The 17,699-nt window shown below is 36.7% G+C and carries 12 protein-coding genes; 3 read left to right on the top strand and 9 right to left on the bottom strand.

Annotated elements, in window-relative coordinates:
• Positions 1-49: 49 nt before the first annotated feature.
• Positions 50-754: a class I SAM-dependent methyltransferase gene (locus P0N36_RS09730; protein ID WP_275842650.1), complete on the top strand. Its 705-nt coding sequence runs from the start codon at positions 50-52 to the stop codon at positions 752-754.
• A gap of 4 nt (positions 755-758) precedes the next feature.
• Here the strand turns inward: P0N36_RS09730 and pfkB are convergent, their stop codons facing one another.
• A complete protein-coding gene (gene pfkB / locus P0N36_RS09725; protein WP_275842649.1) occupies positions 759-1,688 on the bottom strand; it encodes a 1-phosphofructokinase in 930 nt (309 codons plus the stop codon).
• A 128-nt stretch (positions 1,689-1,816) separates the two neighbouring features.
• On the opposite strand from pfkB, the gene P0N36_RS09720 reads away from it, so the two are divergent.
• Positions 1,817-2,173 carry a hypothetical protein gene (locus P0N36_RS09720; protein ID WP_275842648.1) on the top strand — a complete coding sequence of 119 codons (357 nt, stop codon included), beginning with the start codon at positions 1,817-1,819 and terminating at the stop codon, positions 2,171-2,173.
• On the opposite strand, the gene P0N36_RS09715 is transcribed toward P0N36_RS09720, so the two are convergent.
• The 8 genes from P0N36_RS09715 to P0N36_RS09680 all read right to left on the bottom strand — a co-directional run bounded on the left by P0N36_RS09715 (position 2,151) and on the right by P0N36_RS09680 (position 15,630).
• Positions 2,151-2,492 carry a hypothetical protein gene (locus P0N36_RS09715; protein WP_275842647.1) on the bottom strand — a complete coding sequence of 114 codons (342 nt, stop codon included), beginning with the start codon at positions 2,490-2,492 and terminating at the stop codon, positions 2,151-2,153. The genes P0N36_RS09720 and P0N36_RS09715 overlap by 23 nt on opposite strands.
• A 15-nt stretch (positions 2,493-2,507) precedes the next feature.
• Positions 2,508-3,743: an ATP-binding protein gene (locus tag P0N36_RS09710; RefSeq protein ID WP_275842646.1), complete on the bottom strand. Its 1,236-nt coding sequence runs from the start codon at positions 3,741-3,743 to the stop codon at positions 2,508-2,510.
• A 14-nt stretch (positions 3,744-3,757) separates the two neighbouring features.
• The gene (locus P0N36_RS09705; RefSeq protein ID WP_275842645.1) at positions 3,758-4,147 is read right to left on the bottom strand and encodes a DUF302 domain-containing protein; all 390 of its coding nucleotides are present in this window, start codon (positions 4,145-4,147) and stop codon (positions 3,758-3,760) included.
• Between the two features lie 188 nt (positions 4,148-4,335).
• Positions 4,336-5,181 (bottom strand): HDOD domain-containing protein, encoded by an 846-nt coding sequence (locus P0N36_RS09700; RefSeq protein ID WP_275842644.1) that lies wholly within the window; start codon positions 5,179-5,181, stop codon positions 4,336-4,338.
• 34 nt (positions 5,182-5,215) lie between these two features.
• Positions 5,216-6,202 (bottom strand): rod shape-determining protein, encoded by a 987-nt coding sequence (locus tag P0N36_RS09695; RefSeq protein ID WP_275842643.1) that lies wholly within the window; start codon positions 6,200-6,202, stop codon positions 5,216-5,218.
• Between the two features lie 262 nt (positions 6,203-6,464).
• Positions 6,465-8,930 carry a glycogen/starch/alpha-glucan phosphorylase gene (locus P0N36_RS09690; protein WP_275842642.1) on the bottom strand — a complete coding sequence of 822 codons (2,466 nt, stop codon included), beginning with the start codon at positions 8,928-8,930 and terminating at the stop codon, positions 6,465-6,467.
• Positions 8,931-9,345: 415 nt separating this feature from the next.
• Complete coding sequence (gene ileS / locus P0N36_RS09685) at positions 9,346-12,474, bottom strand: isoleucine--tRNA ligase (protein ID WP_275842641.1); 3,129 nt, start codon at positions 12,472-12,474, stop codon at positions 9,346-9,348.
• Between the two features lie 189 nt (positions 12,475-12,663).
• Entirely contained in the window at positions 12,664-15,630 is a 2,967-nt protein-coding gene (locus P0N36_RS09680) for an EAL domain-containing protein (protein ID WP_275842640.1), read from the bottom strand.
• A 275-nt stretch (positions 15,631-15,905) separates the two neighbouring features.
• On the opposite strand from P0N36_RS09680, the gene P0N36_RS09675 reads away from it, so the two are divergent.
• The gene (locus tag P0N36_RS09675; RefSeq protein WP_275842652.1) at positions 15,906-17,363 is read left to right on the top strand and encodes a nicotinate phosphoribosyltransferase; all 1,458 of its coding nucleotides are present in this window, start codon (positions 15,906-15,908) and stop codon (positions 17,361-17,363) included.
• The last annotated feature ends 336 nt before the right edge of the window (positions 17,364-17,699 follow it).

Raw genomic sequence — 17,699 nt, 5'->3', positions numbered from 1 at the left:
GATAATAGATACCAATTCGACCCTTTTGAAAGTATATAAGGAGGTTACTATGTCCTATTACAAGAATATCATACATTTTTACGATCAATTGTTTCCTTTGGACCAAGACAAACTCGATTTTGTTAATACAGACTCTTACTCAGCGCAGAAAATACTCGATATCGGTTGTGCTACTGGTGCTCTTTGCCACGCACTATACCACCTAGGTCACGAAGTCGTTGGAATCGACATCGACAAAAAAATTATTGATCAAGCTAGGGGATTACATGATGACGGCCCTACTTTCCATTCCCTTGACATGTTAGATCTCAAACAACATTTTGAAGTTGCTGCCTTTGACCAAATTCTTTGCTTTGATAATACCCTTGCGCATTTACCTAATGAAATGGCGGTTCGACAATTCTTCAAAGAAATGTCCAGCGTGCTTAAAGATAAGGGCGTTTTTAAATGCGAGGTCGTTAATTATGATCTTGTCCTCGCCAAAGGTATCTTAGAACTACCCGTCATTCAAGTGGATGATCTTATCTTAAAGAGACACCAATGCCTTGAACAACAATGTATGGAGTGTTACACCGAGTTAATCCATGATGGTGAAGTCGAGAAAAACTGTATACCCCTTTTTCCCGTGCGTTATGAACAACTTCAGTTTCTTTTAAAAGAAGCCGGTTTTACAAAAATTGAACATTACCGTGATTTTAAGAGAAACAAGCCTGAAGGTGATCATATATATAACATTATAGAAGCTAGGAAGTAAGGGTTTACAATTTTGTAACCGTTACCTGTCTAGCCCTATCGTACACATCATCCAAATCTAATCTTGGATAACCTTCAACTGAGATTGTTAGAGCACTACAAGCTGCAGCAATAGCCAAGCAATCATGTAATGGCTTCTTCCTATACAGGCCATAGATAAAGCCCGCTAACATTGCATCACCGGCACCTACCGTACTGATGATATCAACATCTATGGTACCACCGCGATAGGCTTCTTGTGCCGATACTAAAAGACTGCCTTTTGAACCCATAGAAACAAGTACATATGTCGTTTTATACATCATTATGATTTCCCTGGCTGCTTTTATAATCTCTTCATCGTTCTCCAACTTACGATCTAATGCGTTTTCAAGTTCGTGAATATTGGGTTTAATAAGATAGGGTTCACCTTTCAAGCCTTCCCTTAGTACATCATCGTCTGCGTCCATTACTATTTTGACTTGTTTACCATAGCGATTGGCAATGTGTTTATAAGTATCTTGGGCTAGGCCTTCCGGTAGACTTCCACTCATAACAAGATATTCACTTTTCATAGCAACGGCGTCCAATTTCTCCAAGAATCCTTCATAACTACTTAAGTCAACACTCAACCCTGATTCATTTAAGTCTGTCGTTCTGTTTAGGTTTTTCTCAACAATCTTTATATTGGTTCTTGTGTGACCGGGAACATCTATAAAGTTAACAGCCATTTGATCTTTTTTAAAATACTCAAGAATTTCATGCTGATTCGATTGGCCGAGTATGGTCATGTTCATCGTTGGCAAAGTAAATCCGGATAGAATACGTCCTACATTAATCCCTTTGCCTCCAAGATCTTCTCTAATCTCACCAACACGGTTTACTTCACCATAATTAATACTATTAATATGAATCGTTCTATCTAATGCCGGATTAAGGGTAATTGTCGTTATCATAATATACCTCCTGTTTTGTAATGAGTTAATATTGGTTTATATGTTAAAGTCCATAAGCTACTATCCCGATAAATATAATAAGCTACTTCGTTTTTACTTTTGCAGACTCAGATGAAAAGGAGTTCTTTATGATTAAAGCATATAAGTCCGGTTTTATTAAGTTAAATGATGAAAGTGCAAAAAGAAAAGGCAACTACTTAGTCATCGAAATGACCGTAAAAAGCCTTTCATTCATTCATCTTATAATCATCAGTCAAGACGGCTTAGTTTTTGCCGAAGCTATTGATTCTATGACTGAGATTACAGGATACCATCGATACAAAACCAAGTCCCAAGCATACATCGGTGCCGGAGAGCTCATTGGTCTTGATACCAAAGATAAAAACGGAATGATTGAAGGCTTGACCATACAACTGGGTTTCAATTATCATCTTACAGCACAAGCCTTCGGTGAGGGCTTGCTTAAACTTTCAGGTCAGCGGTAAGTCTTTCTTTCATAATTTTGTATGCGGCTTCCGCCAGATTGTCCCAATGGTTGACTTCATCAAAGCCTATAACGAACCAAGCCAACATAGGGGCTTTGTTCTTAAAGGGATTCAACGCTTCATATTTGATCTCTCCGTGTTGTCTAATGTCGTAACTTTTACCTAGCTTAAATACCATACTATCCCCATAATAAAACGCAAACACCTTATTATTGTGAACAAGCGCAGGAGATGACATCATTTTACCATGATGAACATCTTCATATTTTTGTACCATTTTTTCAGCAATTTGATCATAACTAAGCTTTACTTTTGCCATGTTCAGCCTCCTTTATTATAGGTCTTCACCAATCATGTGTAACTGTTTTACGAACTGATTGGCCACCCTACCGGACATACCTCCCTGACGTATGCTCCATTTCTTCGCTTCTCCTTCGACCCACTTTCGGTCATACTCTAACTTCTCTTCTTGAATCATCTTAAAAACCATTTCCAAATAAGCTTTTTGAGTTAATGACTCGAAAGTAAGATACAGGCCAAAGCGATCTGATAGAGATGTCATTTCTTGTATAAAGTCTTGTAGGTGTATATCGCCTTCACGATCTGATCTTATTTCTTTAATTAGATGCCTTCTATTTGATGTCACATAGAAAGCTACATTGTTTGTTTCATTTAGAACGCCACCTTCGATAAAAGATTTTAAAAATTTATATTCATCTTCATTGACCTCAAAAGATAAATCATCAATGAAAATGATAAACTTTAAATTAGAGGTCTTAAGCTCTTCAATCAAACTCGGCAGTTGACTAAGTTGACCTTTATGGAGCTGAATCAATCTTAGCCGCTTATCTTTATACAAATCCACAATCGCCTTAATTGATGACGACTTGCCGGTACCGCTTGCACCCACCAATAAAGCATGGTGATAAAATTTACTTTTTACAAAGGCTTCTGTATTTTTCTTTAGCCTTTCTTTTTGGATGTCGTAATCATATATATGAGACCATTTTAGTGGTTGATATTTTTCTACAGGCATAATTGTATTGTTCGTCGTCAAATAATAAGCCACATGACTTGAAAATCTTCCTGTTCCTTGACTTCTTATCATAACCACAAAATCGTCACACTGTTGGTGAAAAATAGGCTTGTCTCTCACAGTCTTAAAAAAATCTAAATAACAATTCACCTGACTATGCTGACTTGTTTTACTCAATAGAAATGTTAGTAGACCATGTTGATTGTCTATATCATGAATGGCTTGGTCAACATCATAGTGAATCAACCAATTGATAATCATCAAATCATTTTTAATACAGGCATAATCAAACTCGGTTAATTGATAATTCTCATCAATCAGTTTGGAAATAATGTGGTTTTCAGCTTCTATCATCAGCAACATGATATGCTCCATAAGCGTTTTGCCACATTGCACCAAGTCTTTAACCAAGTTAAAGTACGATTTCTGTCGTTCATTATAGTCTTCTTTGCTTATTAGATTATAATAATTATACACAATTGAATCCTTCTCCAACTTGGAGTAGATGACTAGATTCTTAAGTTGATGGGACATAAGGTTGGCCTCCTTTATTTCACCACATTGTTGATGGCACGAATTAACGCTTCTTCAACTTCTTCTGCAAGTGATTTTAAAGCCGGATTTTCCTGCAAAGCAATTAAGGTCGTTGGCAGTATCAAACCCAGTACCTGGTTTCCCTTTTCTTCATAAATGGTCATTTTACATGGTAAAAAGTAACCGGCACTTATGTCAATATCCAAAACTTTTTTTGCCGCCATTGGATTACACACCTCTAATACAACAAAATCTCTGTCAAACTCCAGTCCTTTTTCCTGAAGTTTGTCTTTCATGTTCAATTCCCAGAGAATACCGAAACCTTCTTCTTTAAGTGACGTTTCAAGTTCACTTCTTACTTCTGTTTTAGTTAGATTGGTTACTACTTCATATCTAATATCCATTTGAACGCTTCCTTTCTTGGATCATTTTCAGATAAACCTTCTATAGGTTTAATTTTTTTGATAGTCATTCTTAATATTATTATATAACAAACAAACCCATACAACAAGTTATGTTCTCGGGTAAAAAAAGGTAGCATAGGTTAAGGCCATATTGACCTCTCTCCTGCTACCTTTACAATATTGTAGGTTTAAAAGAACATACCTTCATCACCAATAAAATCTGCAACTTCAGACATAATCTCCGTAAGTACCGATTCATCTATACCAAGTAATGTCATGGCATCGTCAGAGAAGTTATAGTTCAGCCCATCGATTCCTATATTATAGCCCATCATCATCATCAGACCATCTGCAATATGTATCATTGCCGTCATCTTGGGATTAACGATTGCTTTCTCCGGGTTATGATGGCATGCTATGGATTCTATCAAGTCTTGGGGTAAATTCCACTTTTCAGCAATCCTTGCACCTACTTCACTATGATTATAACCCAAAACTTCCGTTTCCACTTCAAGAAATGGTTTATTATGCAACTCAACTTCTTTAATAATCTGTTCAAACTGGTCATTCATATAAGTATCTAAGATGACCTTCCCAATATCTCTAAGTAAACCAGCCGTATAAGCCTGGTCTGGCTTTGGAAACTTGACTTTTTTTGCAATGGCCCTTGCCGTTATGGCACACATCTGAGACTGACGCCATAATGCTTCTCGTTCAAGTGCGTATCCAGGTAACTCTTTCTCCATAACCTTGCCCACAGTTGATGCAAAAACCATACTTTTTATAGCCTGAAAACCCAACAAAACGGTTGCCTCAGAAACAGACTTAATATTTCTTGACACACCATAATAAGATGAATTGGCCAAGCGTAATATTTTCGTTGTTAAGCCTTGGTCTTTCATGATTTCACTTTCAAGATCTTTTGCGCTTGACTCAGGATCCTCCGTTATCTGGATGATACGGTTCACTGTCTGAGAAAATACAGGAATCTCATCCACCCGACTAATCAATTCTTCCAGACTCAGTTTCTTCATTTAGGGCCTCCTTACGAGGATATACTAGCATAATTTATCTTTTATGGCTGGCCAAATATTCTACATACTTACCTGTACCAATTGCTACACAAGTTAGAGCATCCTCCGCTACAATAACATTGATACCTGTCTTACTCTCAATGAGTTGGTCAAGGCCTTGAAGTAAACTACCGCCACCGGTCATGACTATACCTCTTTCGGCAATATCAGATGCAAGCTCCGGTGGTGTTTTTTCAAGAACACTATGCACCGCTTCCACAATGTTTCCTGCCGCTTCCCTTAGTGCTTCTTCTGTTTCATCCGATGTAACGGTTATGGTTTTTGGTAAACCGGTAATCAGGTTACGACCACGAATATCCATTTGAATAATTTCCGGTCTTTTGAAAGCGGTTCCTATTTTAATCTTTATTTCTTCTGCTGTACGCTCACCAATTAATAAATTATGTTTTTTCCGCATGTACCTAACAATCGCTTCATCAAAAACATCACCAGCAATCTTAATGGACATGCTGACAACCGTTCCTCCAAGAGAAATAACCGCAATATCTGCTGTACCACCACCAATATCCACAACCATGCTACCACAGGCTTTAGCAATATCTATACCTGCTCCAATCGCTGCTGCTATAGGTTCTTCAATGATTTCAACTTTCCTAGCACCCGCTTGATAGGTTGCGTCTTCAACAGCTCTTTTTTCCACTTCTGTCACACCACTTGGAACACAAACTGTTATACGCGGTTTTCTAAGTTTTCGTCCGACCGCTTTACTAATGAAATACTTCAGCATTTTTTCTGTTACAGTGTAATCCGAGATTACACCTTCTCTAAGTGGCTTAACCGCTATTATATTGCCCGGCGTTCTACCAAGCATGGTTCTAGCTTCATTTCCTACAGCCAAGATTTTATTTGTATCACGATCAAAAGCAACAACAGATGGTTCTCTTAAAACCACGCCTTTACCCTTTATATAAACCAGAACATTTGCGGTACCAAGATCAATTCCTATATCTGTACTAAACATATTTGTTCCCCTTCCATTTATCTCTACTTGAGCTATTCTCAAGTTCAATTACGACGATATCTTCTATATTATAACTAAAAAAAAGTATTTTTGAAAGCTTTTTTAAATATTATATTTGCTTATGTGGTCAAAACTATATCCTTACACTTTCACATACAATATATGTGATTTTTACGAAACTTAGTTTTGACCCTTTAACGCTATTTATGACCTGACTTTTCTTAATTATTTTAAAGGGACTGCATAAGCAGTCCCTTAATTATTATGCTTTTGTAAGGTCAACTGGTGTGTTTTTTAGATGCCAAATCTCTGTTGCATATTCCTCGATTGTTCTGTCAGATGAGAACTTACCTGCATTGGCTGTATTCATCATGACCATTTTTGCCCATTTACCTTGATTCCTATACGCTATATCTACACTTTTTTGTGCTTCAATATAAGCCTCAAAATCTTTCAAGATAAAGTATTGGTCAGCCGGTTCACCACCACCATTTAGTAGGGAATCATAAATCATTCTAAATAGGTCCGGGTTCTCAGGTGCGTAGAATCCATTGATCAACTGTGTAACGACTTTTCTTATCACTTGATTGGTGTTATACAAGTCCCAAGGATCATAAGTACGTTCATGCTGAAGCTGTATAACTTCGTCAGAGGTCATACCAAAGATAAAAGCATTTTCTTTGCCGGCTTCCTCAACAATCTCTATGTTTGCACCATCCATCGTTCCAAGTGTAACAGCACCATTTAACATGAACTTCATGTTACCTGTTCCTGATGCCTCTTTGCTGGCGGTTGAAATCTGTTCACTCACGTCTGCTGCTGCAAAAATAATCTCCGCATTAGAGACACGATAATTCTCAATGAAAACCACTTTAATCTTATTATGTATATTAATATCATTGTTAATGACATTGGCTACATTATTGATGAGCTTGATAATCAACTTAGCACGTTCGTAACCTGGCGCTGCTTTTGCTCCAAAAATAAATGTTCTAGGAATCATATTCCGATCAGGGTTTTCCCTTAACTCATTATAAAGATGCATGACATGAAGTATATCCATTAATTGACGTTTGTACTCATGAAGACGCTTAACTTGAATGTCAAAAATGGACCTTGGATCAATCTCAATACCATTGTGCTTCTTCACATATTCTGCCAGCCGAACCTTGTTTTCATATTTGATGTGCATAAATTCTTTTTGAGCTTTTTCATCATCCACAAACGCTTCTAAGTGCTTCAGATGGGTAAGGTCTGTTGTCCATTCATCCCCTATTTTTCTTGTGATCCACTCTGCCAACTTTGGATTAGCGTGAAGTAAGAATCTTCTTTGAGTAATCCCATTGGTTTTATTGTTAAACTTATTAGGATAAAGTTCGTAAAACTCCTTAAGCTCTTCATTTTTCAAGATTTCAGTATGGAGTCTTGCAACACCATTAACTGAAAATGCGCCTACAATAGCCATCCAAGCCATTCTGATTTGACCATTTGCGATTATCGCCATTCTTCGAATACGCTCATTATCCTGACCGTACTTGTCCACCAGACTTACAACAAATCTTCTGTTGATTTCCTCAACAATTTGATAAATTCTTGGTAACAGTCTACTAAACAACTCAATTGGCCATTTTTCAAGGGCCTCCGACATAATCGTATGGTTGGTATAAGCACAGGTTCTTGACGAAATTGCCCATGCCTCACCCCAAGTAAGACCTTCAACATCCATAAGTACCCTCATTAATTCCGGTATAGCCAGAGATGGATGGGTGTCATTGATGTGGAAAGTAACTTTATCCGGTAACTCACGAATATCATTATGCTTTTGCTTAAATTTACGAACGACTTGTTGTATCGTACCTGAAATAAAGAAGTATTGCTGCTTGAGCCTTAGCTCTTTGCCTTGATAATGATTATCGTTAGGGTAGAGCACTTCAACAATTGATTTTGCCAAATTCTGTTGTTCAACCGCTTTATGGTAATCTCCACGGTCAAAGGACTCTAAATCGAAGCTTTGAATCGCCTCTGCATCCCATAATCTTAGTGTATTGACGGTGTTATTATTATAACCGACTATAGGCACGTCATAAGGAATGGCATTAACCGACTGATAGTTCTCGTGAATATAATGCTCCGTTCCATCATCCCGTCGCTCCACACGAACGTTACCACCAAACTTAACTTCAACACCATATTCCGGTCTTCTCACTTCAAAAGGATTGCCGTTCTTCAACCACTCATCCGGCTTTTCAACCTGGTAGCCATCAATAATACGTTGTTCAAAGATACCGTATCTATATCTAATACCACAACCATAGGCAGGATACTCAAGTGTAGCTAATGAATCTAAGAAGCAAGCTGCCAGACGCCCAAGACCACCATTGCCAAGACCTGCATCCGGTTCTTCATCTTCGATGACATTTAGGTCAACACCTAATTCATCAAGAACTTCTTTGACAATCTTATTGACACATAAGTTAATCATATTGTTACCAAGTGCTCTACCCATCAAAAACTCCATGGACAAGTAATAAACCGTTTTAGCATCCACTTGCTCATAGGTCTTGTGTGTTTCAATCCATTGATCTATTATAATATCTCTTACAGCATAAGCAACTGCTTGGAAGACCTCCTGATTGGATGCCTGATCGATGGTTTTCCTAAATTGGTTTTTAATGTTCTCTAATATAGCTTCTTTAAATACTGTTTTATTTACATTTAATCTGTTCATATACCCTCCATTTAATAAAATGAATTTGTAAGCGTTTACATTTTCCGTAAGACTTATACTTCCTAATGATAGCACACTTCATCATTTTCATGCAAGCGCTTACACTTCGTTAATTTTTTTACCGCATGTTCGAATATCATTTTTTTGATCAAACACCCTAAAAAAGAGCCTCTAGAGAGAATTCACTATATTAATATATTTATTAGTAAAATATTTTACTAAATATTAACTCATTAAATCTTATGATAATGTATTTTTTTGTATTTTAATTCTTTCTATTGTTATACTAATATTTGATATATTCAGTAACTTTTTTCAGCAACGACACAAAAGAAAGGAACAAAAAAGCCTCTAAGCTTTTATTAGCTTAGAGACCTGTTTGACACCTATGAAACACTTCTTGTTTACAAAAATGCTACGTTCTTCTCACCACTGTCAAATCAACAGACGTACCATTAATATTCCAGTTCTTAAAATAGCCTGAAGCATCAGAGCCTTCAAGAACAGATAAGGCCAATGTTTCACTAGAAATCAAATCCACATTGCCTTTTATAACTTGAGCTGCTTTTTCACTGTTAGCATAAAAAACGTCGATTTGATCCGTTACATCAAAATCAGCTTCTTTTCGCATGGTTTGAATCTTACTTATAATCTCTCTGACAAAACCTTCTTCAAGTAGTGCCTCCGTCAACTTCGTATCGATAACCACCGTTACATTACTGTCTGTTGCCGATTCAAACCCTTCTTGTTTCGTTGGTTCAATCAATAAATCCTCTTCTAATAAAACAACCGAATCTCCATTGACTTCAAAACTTAAAGCGCCGGTATTCTTTAATCTGCTCATCGCTTCATTACCGTCTACTTCTGATAAATAAGTCTTGATGCCGCCCAGTTGTTTTCCATATTTGGGTCCTACCGTTCTTAGCTGAGGTTTAAACAAGTATGTCGTAAAATCACTGACATCGTCTCGCATAATTACTTCTTTAACATTAAGTTCTTCTTTAATAATATCTAAATAAGCCGGATCTAACTTCACGTCACCTTCTGACTTAATATACATAGTAGCCAAAGGTTGACGATTCTTAATAACCGCTGAATTTCTACAAGCACGACCGGATACTACTACTTTTAAAACCAAATCCATCTGTGCTTCAATTTCAGGTACAATCCATGCTTTGTTCGAGACAGGAAAATCACAATAATGAATGCTTTCCGCTGCATTTGGATTAAGACCTACAACCAGATTCTGGTAGATATCTTCTGCCATAAAAGGTACAAAGGGCGCCGAAAGCTCAGCAAGTGTCTTAAGCGTTGTATATAAGGTCATATAGGCATTTATTTTATCTTGTGGCATGTCTTTGACCCAGAAACGCTCCCTCGATCTTCTAACATACCAATTGCTCAGATCATCTACAAAAGCTGCTAAAGCTCTAGAGCTTTCAAATATCTTGTAGTTTTCTAAGTTCGTATCCACCTCATGAATCAAAGTATTTAACTTGGAAAATAACCATTTATCCATTAATGATAAAGCTTCATAATCCAAAACATGATCATTAGGGTTAAATTTGTCTATATTCGCGTATAAAACATAAAATGCGTAGGTATTCCAGAGGGTACCCATGAATTTTCTCTGTCCTTCAATAACCGAAGTCCCGTTAAATCTATTCGGCAACCATGGCGCGCTGTTATTATAAAAATACCATCGAATCGCATCTGCACCATACGTCTTTAAAGCATCAAAAGGATCAATGGCATTGCCTTTGGATTTAGACATTTTTTGACCGTTTTCATCTTGAACATGGCCAAGTACAATAACATTTTTATAAGCTGGCTTATCAAAAAGCAAAGTAGATATAGCGAGTAATGAGTAGAACCATCCTCTTGTTTGATCTACTGCCTCACTGATAAAATCAGCCGGAAAATTATCGTCAAATATTTCTTTATTTTCAAAAGGATAATGCCATTGTGCAAAAGGCATAGCACCTGAGTCATACCAACAATCAATAACCGGTTCGACACGCTTCATTTTTTTCTCACAAATAGGACAGTTAATCAGTACTTTGTCTATAAATGGTCTATGAAGTTCAATATCGTCAGGACAGTTATCACTTAATGACTTCAACTCCGCAATGCTACCAATAGCATGTCTATGGCCACAAGTACACTCCCATATATTCAATGGGGTTCCCCAATAACGGTCACGACTAAGACCCCAGTCCATGACATTCTCCAACCAATCTCCAAATCGCTTCTTACCTATTGCTTCAGGTAACCAGTTGATTTTGGCATTGTTGGATAATAATTGCTCTTTAACCTTGGTCATCTCGATAAACCATGAATCTTTAGCGTAATAGATAAGAGGTGTGTCACATCGCCAACAATGAGGGTAAGAATGCTCATATTCAAGGGCTTTATATAACTTGCCGGAATCATCTAGATATTGAATAATATCGGCATCACATTCTTTTACAAAGCGTCCTTTCCAAGGTGTTACTTGTTCAACAAATTCACCCTTACTATCAACCAATTGGACGAAAGGCAAATTGTATTTTTTACCAACTTGAGCATCGTCTTCACCAAAAGCCGGTGCAATATGCACGATTCCGGTACCGTCTGACAAGGTTACAAACTTGGCACAGGTCACATAATAGGCTTGATCCGATGGTTTTTCAAAATCAAAAAGAGGTTCGTAGTGAACAAACTCCAAGTCCTTACCTAACATGGTTTCCAGAATTTTATGATTTTCACCTAAGACCTGCTCAACTAAGGCTTCTGCCAAATAATAAATAGAATCATCTTGTTCTACCTTAACGTAAGTTTCTTGAGGGTTCACACACAAGGCAACATTTGATGGTAACGTCCATGGTGTGGTTGTCCATGCAAGGAAATAGGCATTGGATTCATCAACGATTTTGAACCTAGCAATCACAGATTCATCTTTAATGTCTTTATAGCCTTGTGCAACTTCGTGACTGGATAAGGGCGTTCCGCATCTTGGGCAATAGGGTACAATCTTATGGCCTTTATATAGCAAATCTTTCTCCCATATTTGTTTCAATGACCACCATACAGATTCTATGTAATCATTCTCATAAGTAACATATGGGTTTTCCATGTCTGCCCAAAAGCCAACGGTGCCGCTAAAATCTTCCCACATGTTCTTATATTTCCATACACTATGGCGACACTCCTTAATAAAAGGCTCAAGACCATAGGCCTCAATCTGGTCTTTTCCATCGATGCCCAGCGCCTTTTCAACTTCAAGCTCAACTGGAAGACCATGTGTATCCCATCCTGCTTTTCTAAGTACCTTATAGCCCTTCATGGTTCGGTATCTTGGAATCATATCCTTAATAACCCTTGTTAAAACATGACCAATATGTGGTTTACCATTGGCCGTTGGAGGCCCATCGTAAAAGGTATAGGTTGGCCCATCTTTTCTAAGCTCAATACTTTTCTCAAAAATACTGTTTTTATTCCAGTATTCCAATATTTGCTTCTCTCTTTGGACGAAATTCAAATCCGTCGAAACCTTTTTGTACACGTTGTCTACCTCCTATAGTATCTATCTTTTTCACATCTTATACAAATAATAATTCATAATAGGATAACCCACAAACCATTCAAACCTTAGTATAATAAATAACAAAGCCCCAATTAGACAGGGCTCAGTTAGGGTATCCTCAATAAATTATTATAACATACATCCCTTAATTGTAAAGTTTTTTCATGGTCACCACTTGATAATTTCAAAGTACTTGTTCATTAATTCTATGGCTTCATTTGGCGGTATTGGTTTTGATAATAAGTAACCTTGAATCATATCGCATTTCTCTGTTCTTAGAAGTTCCATTTCCTCATATGACTCAACCCCTTCTGCCACCACATCCATCTTATTGACATGGGCAAGTTGAATAATGGTCTTAATTACTTGTTGCTTACTCTTACTATGCATACTGTCCGATATAAAGGCTTTATCAATCTTAAGAATGTCAATGGGTAATTCATTCAAATAGTTCAAAGATGAGTAACCGGTTCCAAAATCATCTAAAGAAATCTTATACCCCTGACTTCTCAAATCTTTCAGTATATTCGTAGCATAACCTAAATCTTGCAGAGCTGTAGTCTCTGTAATCTCAAGTTCAACATGCTCAGGTCGTATGACTTTTCCTTTCATGGCATCTTGAATCGTTTCTATAAGATTAACATCTACAAATTGTTTGGCTGAAAGATTGATGGACATGGTTAAACGTGTATGTCCCTTTAAATGCCATTGGTTTAATTGAGAGATTGCTTCATAGATGACCCATTTACCGATTGCAATTATAAGTCCGTTCTCTTCTGATAATGGTATGAAATCATTAGGTGGTATAATGCCTTTTTCAGGATGCATCCACCTGATTAAAGCCTCGTATCCGACTATTATTTCTTCTTTTAAATCATATTTGGGTTGATAATAGAGCTTGAATTGATTGTTCAAGGTCGCTATTTCCAGCTCTTTTTCAAACCATAATTGCTGTTCCATTTTTTCCATTAGTGTTTTTGTATAATGATGATACTGGTTCTTGCCTTTGCCCTTAGCTTCATGCAAGGCTAGGTCGGCTTGCTTGAGCAACAGATCAAAATCAACCGTTTTATCTAAGGTTGTGGCAATTCCCAAGCTTAAGGTTACAGAAAAAATTGAATCCTCAATCACAAATTTATTTTGGAATGTTTTTAGTAGCTTTTGTGCCTGTGCTTCTACTTCCTCGATAGCAATGAAGTCTTTTAATAAGACAATAAACTCATCACCACCATAGCGAATCACTTCAAATCTTTCATCCACCTCGTGTCGAATCATGGACGCCACCTTCTTAAGAACTCGGTCCCCCATTTTGTGGCCATAGAAATCATTAATCGTCTTGAAGTTGTCAATATCAATGAAATACATGGCCAGCTTGCTGTTTTTATCCTGGCACGTTTCGCTGACAACTTGATTATAATATGTTTTATTCGGAAGGTTGGTAAGCTCATCTGTAAAGGCCAAATTCTTGATTTTTAATTCCGTTTCCTTTTCTTTTGTAATATTAGTTAATGAACCTGCCAACCTAAGAGGTTTCCCTTGATCGTCGTACTGTGCCTTGCCTCTTATAGAAATCCATTCCTTTTTACCCTTTTCTATTTCAATAATAGCTTCATATTCAATAACATTATTATCTTCAACATTCAGATGTTTTTTTATTTTTTTATATAATTTTATAGCTTCATTTGACGGTAAACAACTAAATATTTCTGAAGAAACAAATGAGTTTTGATCAGCAGACAATCCAAAGATGTCTTTTGCTTGATTAGAAAAATACATCTTTCTCGTCTCAAAATCATAATCCCATATTCCAAATTCCGAGCCTTTTGCTGCCAGTCTATACCGTTCCCTACTTTTTCTTAATTCTTCTTCTTTTTCTTGAAGCTCTACATACTTCCTTGTGACTTCACTTTCGCTGGCCAGTAATTGCTGATGTGTTGCTTCAAGTTCCATGTAGCTTGCCTGTAGATCTTTTCTAGCCAACTTACGATCTTTTTCAGCTTTAAGTCTAAGTAACAGATTCGTAATTGCATACGTTAGTACGACCATCATTATAACTAATGCAAGTATAATGAATTCTAATGGATTGTTTTGAATGATATCTAAAACTGTTGGTCGGTTGATAAACCGAACATTTTCCGACAGATTTTTATATTCTAGATTGTGCTTTTTAATCTTAGTGTAGTCGTAGATCTCAATTGGTTTAAGTTCCTGATATGATGATAAGTCTAAATCATTACCTTTTACTAGTTCCATTAGCATTCCAACTGATTTACCTATATATTGATTCTGTTCTATCGTAATAGCCCCTACAGCGCCTCTCCCTACATATGATTCATAGATTGTGTAGACAGAACCATTACCACTTAAATCAATAGATTCAAAAATGTCCTCTAATGTAAACACATAACCGGATATGTCATCCATATCTGAAACCAGAATAGCCGCCTCATCCGGATTCATGTCTAGAAGATCATTGACATACTGATGTCCCTGATTTTTAGAAAAAATCTTGAATAACAAATTATTTTCTTCTCCATGGTCCTTTAATTCTAATAAGGTTTTTTCAAAGATCAATTCAGGTTTGGTATAGATATTTATTTTTTTTAGATCTGGATTCAATTTTTTTGCAGATAGCATCAAGGATGCCCATGGGATTTCTTGGTAGATTCCCGATACTCTATCAGAAGCATTGTAGGCATATGCTTCTGACCCTAAACCAATGTATACAATCGGCAAACCATTGAATAATTCTTCATGATAATTTTCAACAAAATTACTCGCACCTTTATTAATGGATAATATTCCGTCTATTGATTTATTATTGTATTTTGCCTTCAAATAATTTATAAAGGCTACATCATAGTTAATAATATCAAACCTACTATCATCTAGGTATTCCACGTGCAGTTGGACATCATCCATTGAATAATCCTCTATGGCTGCCTCAATTTGACGATTCAGAGTATCATTGCTACTCATGCCCTGATGGTAGGTATGTAGTACCAATATATTGATTGCCTTATTGCCCACTATCTCGTTAGCAGAAACTGGTAGGGTAACACCAATGAGCAATAATAGCGATAGTATGACTAGTCTTTTATAAGCACATTTAATAAATCGTTTCAAAATTAACACGACTAAACCCTCCTGTACTTGAATGGATTGCCTTTTCATCCAAGTTCACACATTACATACCTATCTATTATATCATAGACTTTTATATATTCAATAGCTAAGTCTTTAGACCTATTTACATTTTATTACTATCTTCCTGAGTTTGATACTTTTACCACTTCCATTGTGGTTTTTAATTTTTTGATATAAAATAGAATTAATAGCTAAATATGACTAAAGTATTAAAACTATATAACGTTACGAAGTTCGCTTCGAATGTAGAAAGAGGTTTAATGATGCCCCAACAAGATTTATCCCTACTCACAGATTTTTACCAGCTTACAATGATGCAAGGCTACTTTTTTCAAGAGCGTTCTGGTGAAAAATCTATTTTTGATTTATTTTATAGAAGCAATCCTAGTGGAAGTAGTTTTTCTATTGCAGCCGGCCTTGAGCAAGTTATTGACTATATCAATAATCTCTCTTTTTCAGAAGAATCTATTCGTTATTTGGATTCTCTAGATGTTTTCGAGGCACCTTTCCTCGATTATTTACGTAATTTCAAATTTACCGGAGATATTTATGCCGTTTTAGAAGGAACGATTATCTTTCCGAACGAACCTATACTAAAGGTTATAGCACCCATTTGTGAAGCACAACTCATTGAAACTGCCCTCTTAAATATCATCAACCACCAGAGCCTAATTGCTACTAAATCGGCGCGCATAAACTGGGCCGCCGGTGATGATATGGTCGTCGAGTTCGGTTTAAGGCGTGCACAAGGTCCGGATGCTGGTATCTATGGTGCCAGAGCTGCTGTTATCGGGGGTTGTGATGCCACTTCAAATGTTCTTGCAGGGAAAATGTTTGACATACCTGTAAAAGGGACTTTGGCCCATAGTTGGGTCATGAACTTCAACAGCGAAATAGAGGCTTTTAGATTATATGTTAATCAATATAAACACGATTGTTTTCTTCTAGTGGATACTTATGATACCTTGAAATCCGGCTTACCAAACGCCATTACTGTTTTTAATGAGTTACGTGATCAAGATGCTTTGCCCGAACGATACGGTATACGTTTGGATAGTGGCGACTTAGCCTACCTATCAAAAAAAGCAAGGGTGATGCTTGATCATGCCGGTCATGAAAATGCAATTATTAGTGCTTCAAGTGACCTTGACGAGTACCTTATCCGAGATCTAAAGCTACAAGGTGCTAAGATTACTTTATGGGGCGTGGGCACCAATCTCATCACCTCCAGTGATTGTCCAGCATTTGGGGGTGTTTACAAACTATCTGCACAAATAGCCGGTGACCAAATTATTCCAAAAATAAAACTCTCTGATAACAATGACAAATTAACGGATCCAGGTAATAAAAAAGTGCTCAGGATCTATGATAAAGAGACTGGAAAAATCAAGGCAGATCTTATAACACTTATTCATGAGCATTATGATGAGCGTCATCCTCTTATTATTTTTGATCCTATAAGTACATGGAAAAATTCCACTCTAAAGCCTAACTCTTATACCATAAGAGAACTATTGGTTCCTATTTTCGTTAATGGTACCTGTATTTATAAAAGCCCTACCGTCTTTGAAATCAGAGCTTATTGCCAAACCGAACTTGCAACATTGTGGGATGAATCCAGACGTTTGATTAACCCTCAAATTGTTTATGTCGACCTGTCAGAAGAACTTTTTGCCCTCAAGTATAATATGATTAAGGCTTCAAGAGAATCCTCTTCTTGATCGCTTTTTTCATGTTCTTTTATGATTGAAATGAATTCAAAAATGGTTTTCTAGAAATAAATTCAACCGATTAACCTATTGAAAATAGGCACTTTTCTTTGGCAATTCTAACCATAGACATTGTGGATTTTTGGGTAGTTTTTTCCTTCCATTTTTCACGATATCGTGTATAATGATTATAAGTAACTGTACAATAGTTATTCATTATTATTTGCAAAATTATTGTGCTTACAATAAAATTGTGGTTAGTTCTGCAAGGTTGTGCAAACGGTTTACCTATATATTAGTAACTTTTTGCACGCAATGACATGACTACCCTTAACCACTATGATTAAT

Origin of the sequence: Petrocella sp. FN5, from assembly GCF_029210395.1 — a bacterium.
Classification (GTDB): Bacteria; Bacillota; Clostridia; order Lachnospirales; family Vallitaleaceae; genus Petrocella.
This window is presented reverse-complemented; position numbering and strand designations above follow the sequence as displayed.

What these genes read in the sequence shown, in the direction of transcription:
- P0N36_RS09730 (WP_275842650.1), top strand. Translation starts at nt 50, where the DNA reads ATGTCCTATTACAAGAATATCATACATTTTTACGATCAATTGTTTCCT.
- pfkB (WP_275842649.1), bottom strand. Translation starts at nt 1,688, where the DNA reads ATGATAACGACAATTACCCTTAATCCGGCATTAGATAGAACGATTCAT.
- P0N36_RS09720 (WP_275842648.1), top strand. Translation starts at nt 1,817, where the DNA reads ATGATTAAAGCATATAAGTCCGGTTTTATTAAGTTAAATGATGAAAGT.
- P0N36_RS09715 (WP_275842647.1), bottom strand. Translation starts at nt 2,492, where the DNA reads ATGGCAAAAGTAAAGCTTAGTTATGATCAAATTGCTGAAAAAATGGTA.
- P0N36_RS09710 (WP_275842646.1), bottom strand. Translation starts at nt 3,743, where the DNA reads ATGTCCCATCAACTTAAGAATCTAGTCATCTACTCCAAGTTGGAGAAG.
- P0N36_RS09705 (WP_275842645.1), bottom strand. Translation starts at nt 4,147, where the DNA reads ATGGATATTAGATATGAAGTAGTAACCAATCTAACTAAAACAGAAGTA.
- P0N36_RS09700 (WP_275842644.1), bottom strand. Translation starts at nt 5,181, where the DNA reads ATGAAGAAACTGAGTCTGGAAGAATTGATTAGTCGGGTGGATGAGATT.
- P0N36_RS09695 (WP_275842643.1), bottom strand. Translation starts at nt 6,202, where the DNA reads ATGTTTAGTACAGATATAGGAATTGATCTTGGTACCGCAAATGTTCTG.
- P0N36_RS09690 (WP_275842642.1), bottom strand. Translation starts at nt 8,930, where the DNA reads ATGAACAGATTAAATGTAAATAAAACAGTATTTAAAGAAGCTATATTA.
- P0N36_RS09675 (WP_275842652.1), top strand. Translation starts at nt 15,906, where the DNA reads ATGCCCCAACAAGATTTATCCCTACTCACAGATTTTTACCAGCTTACA.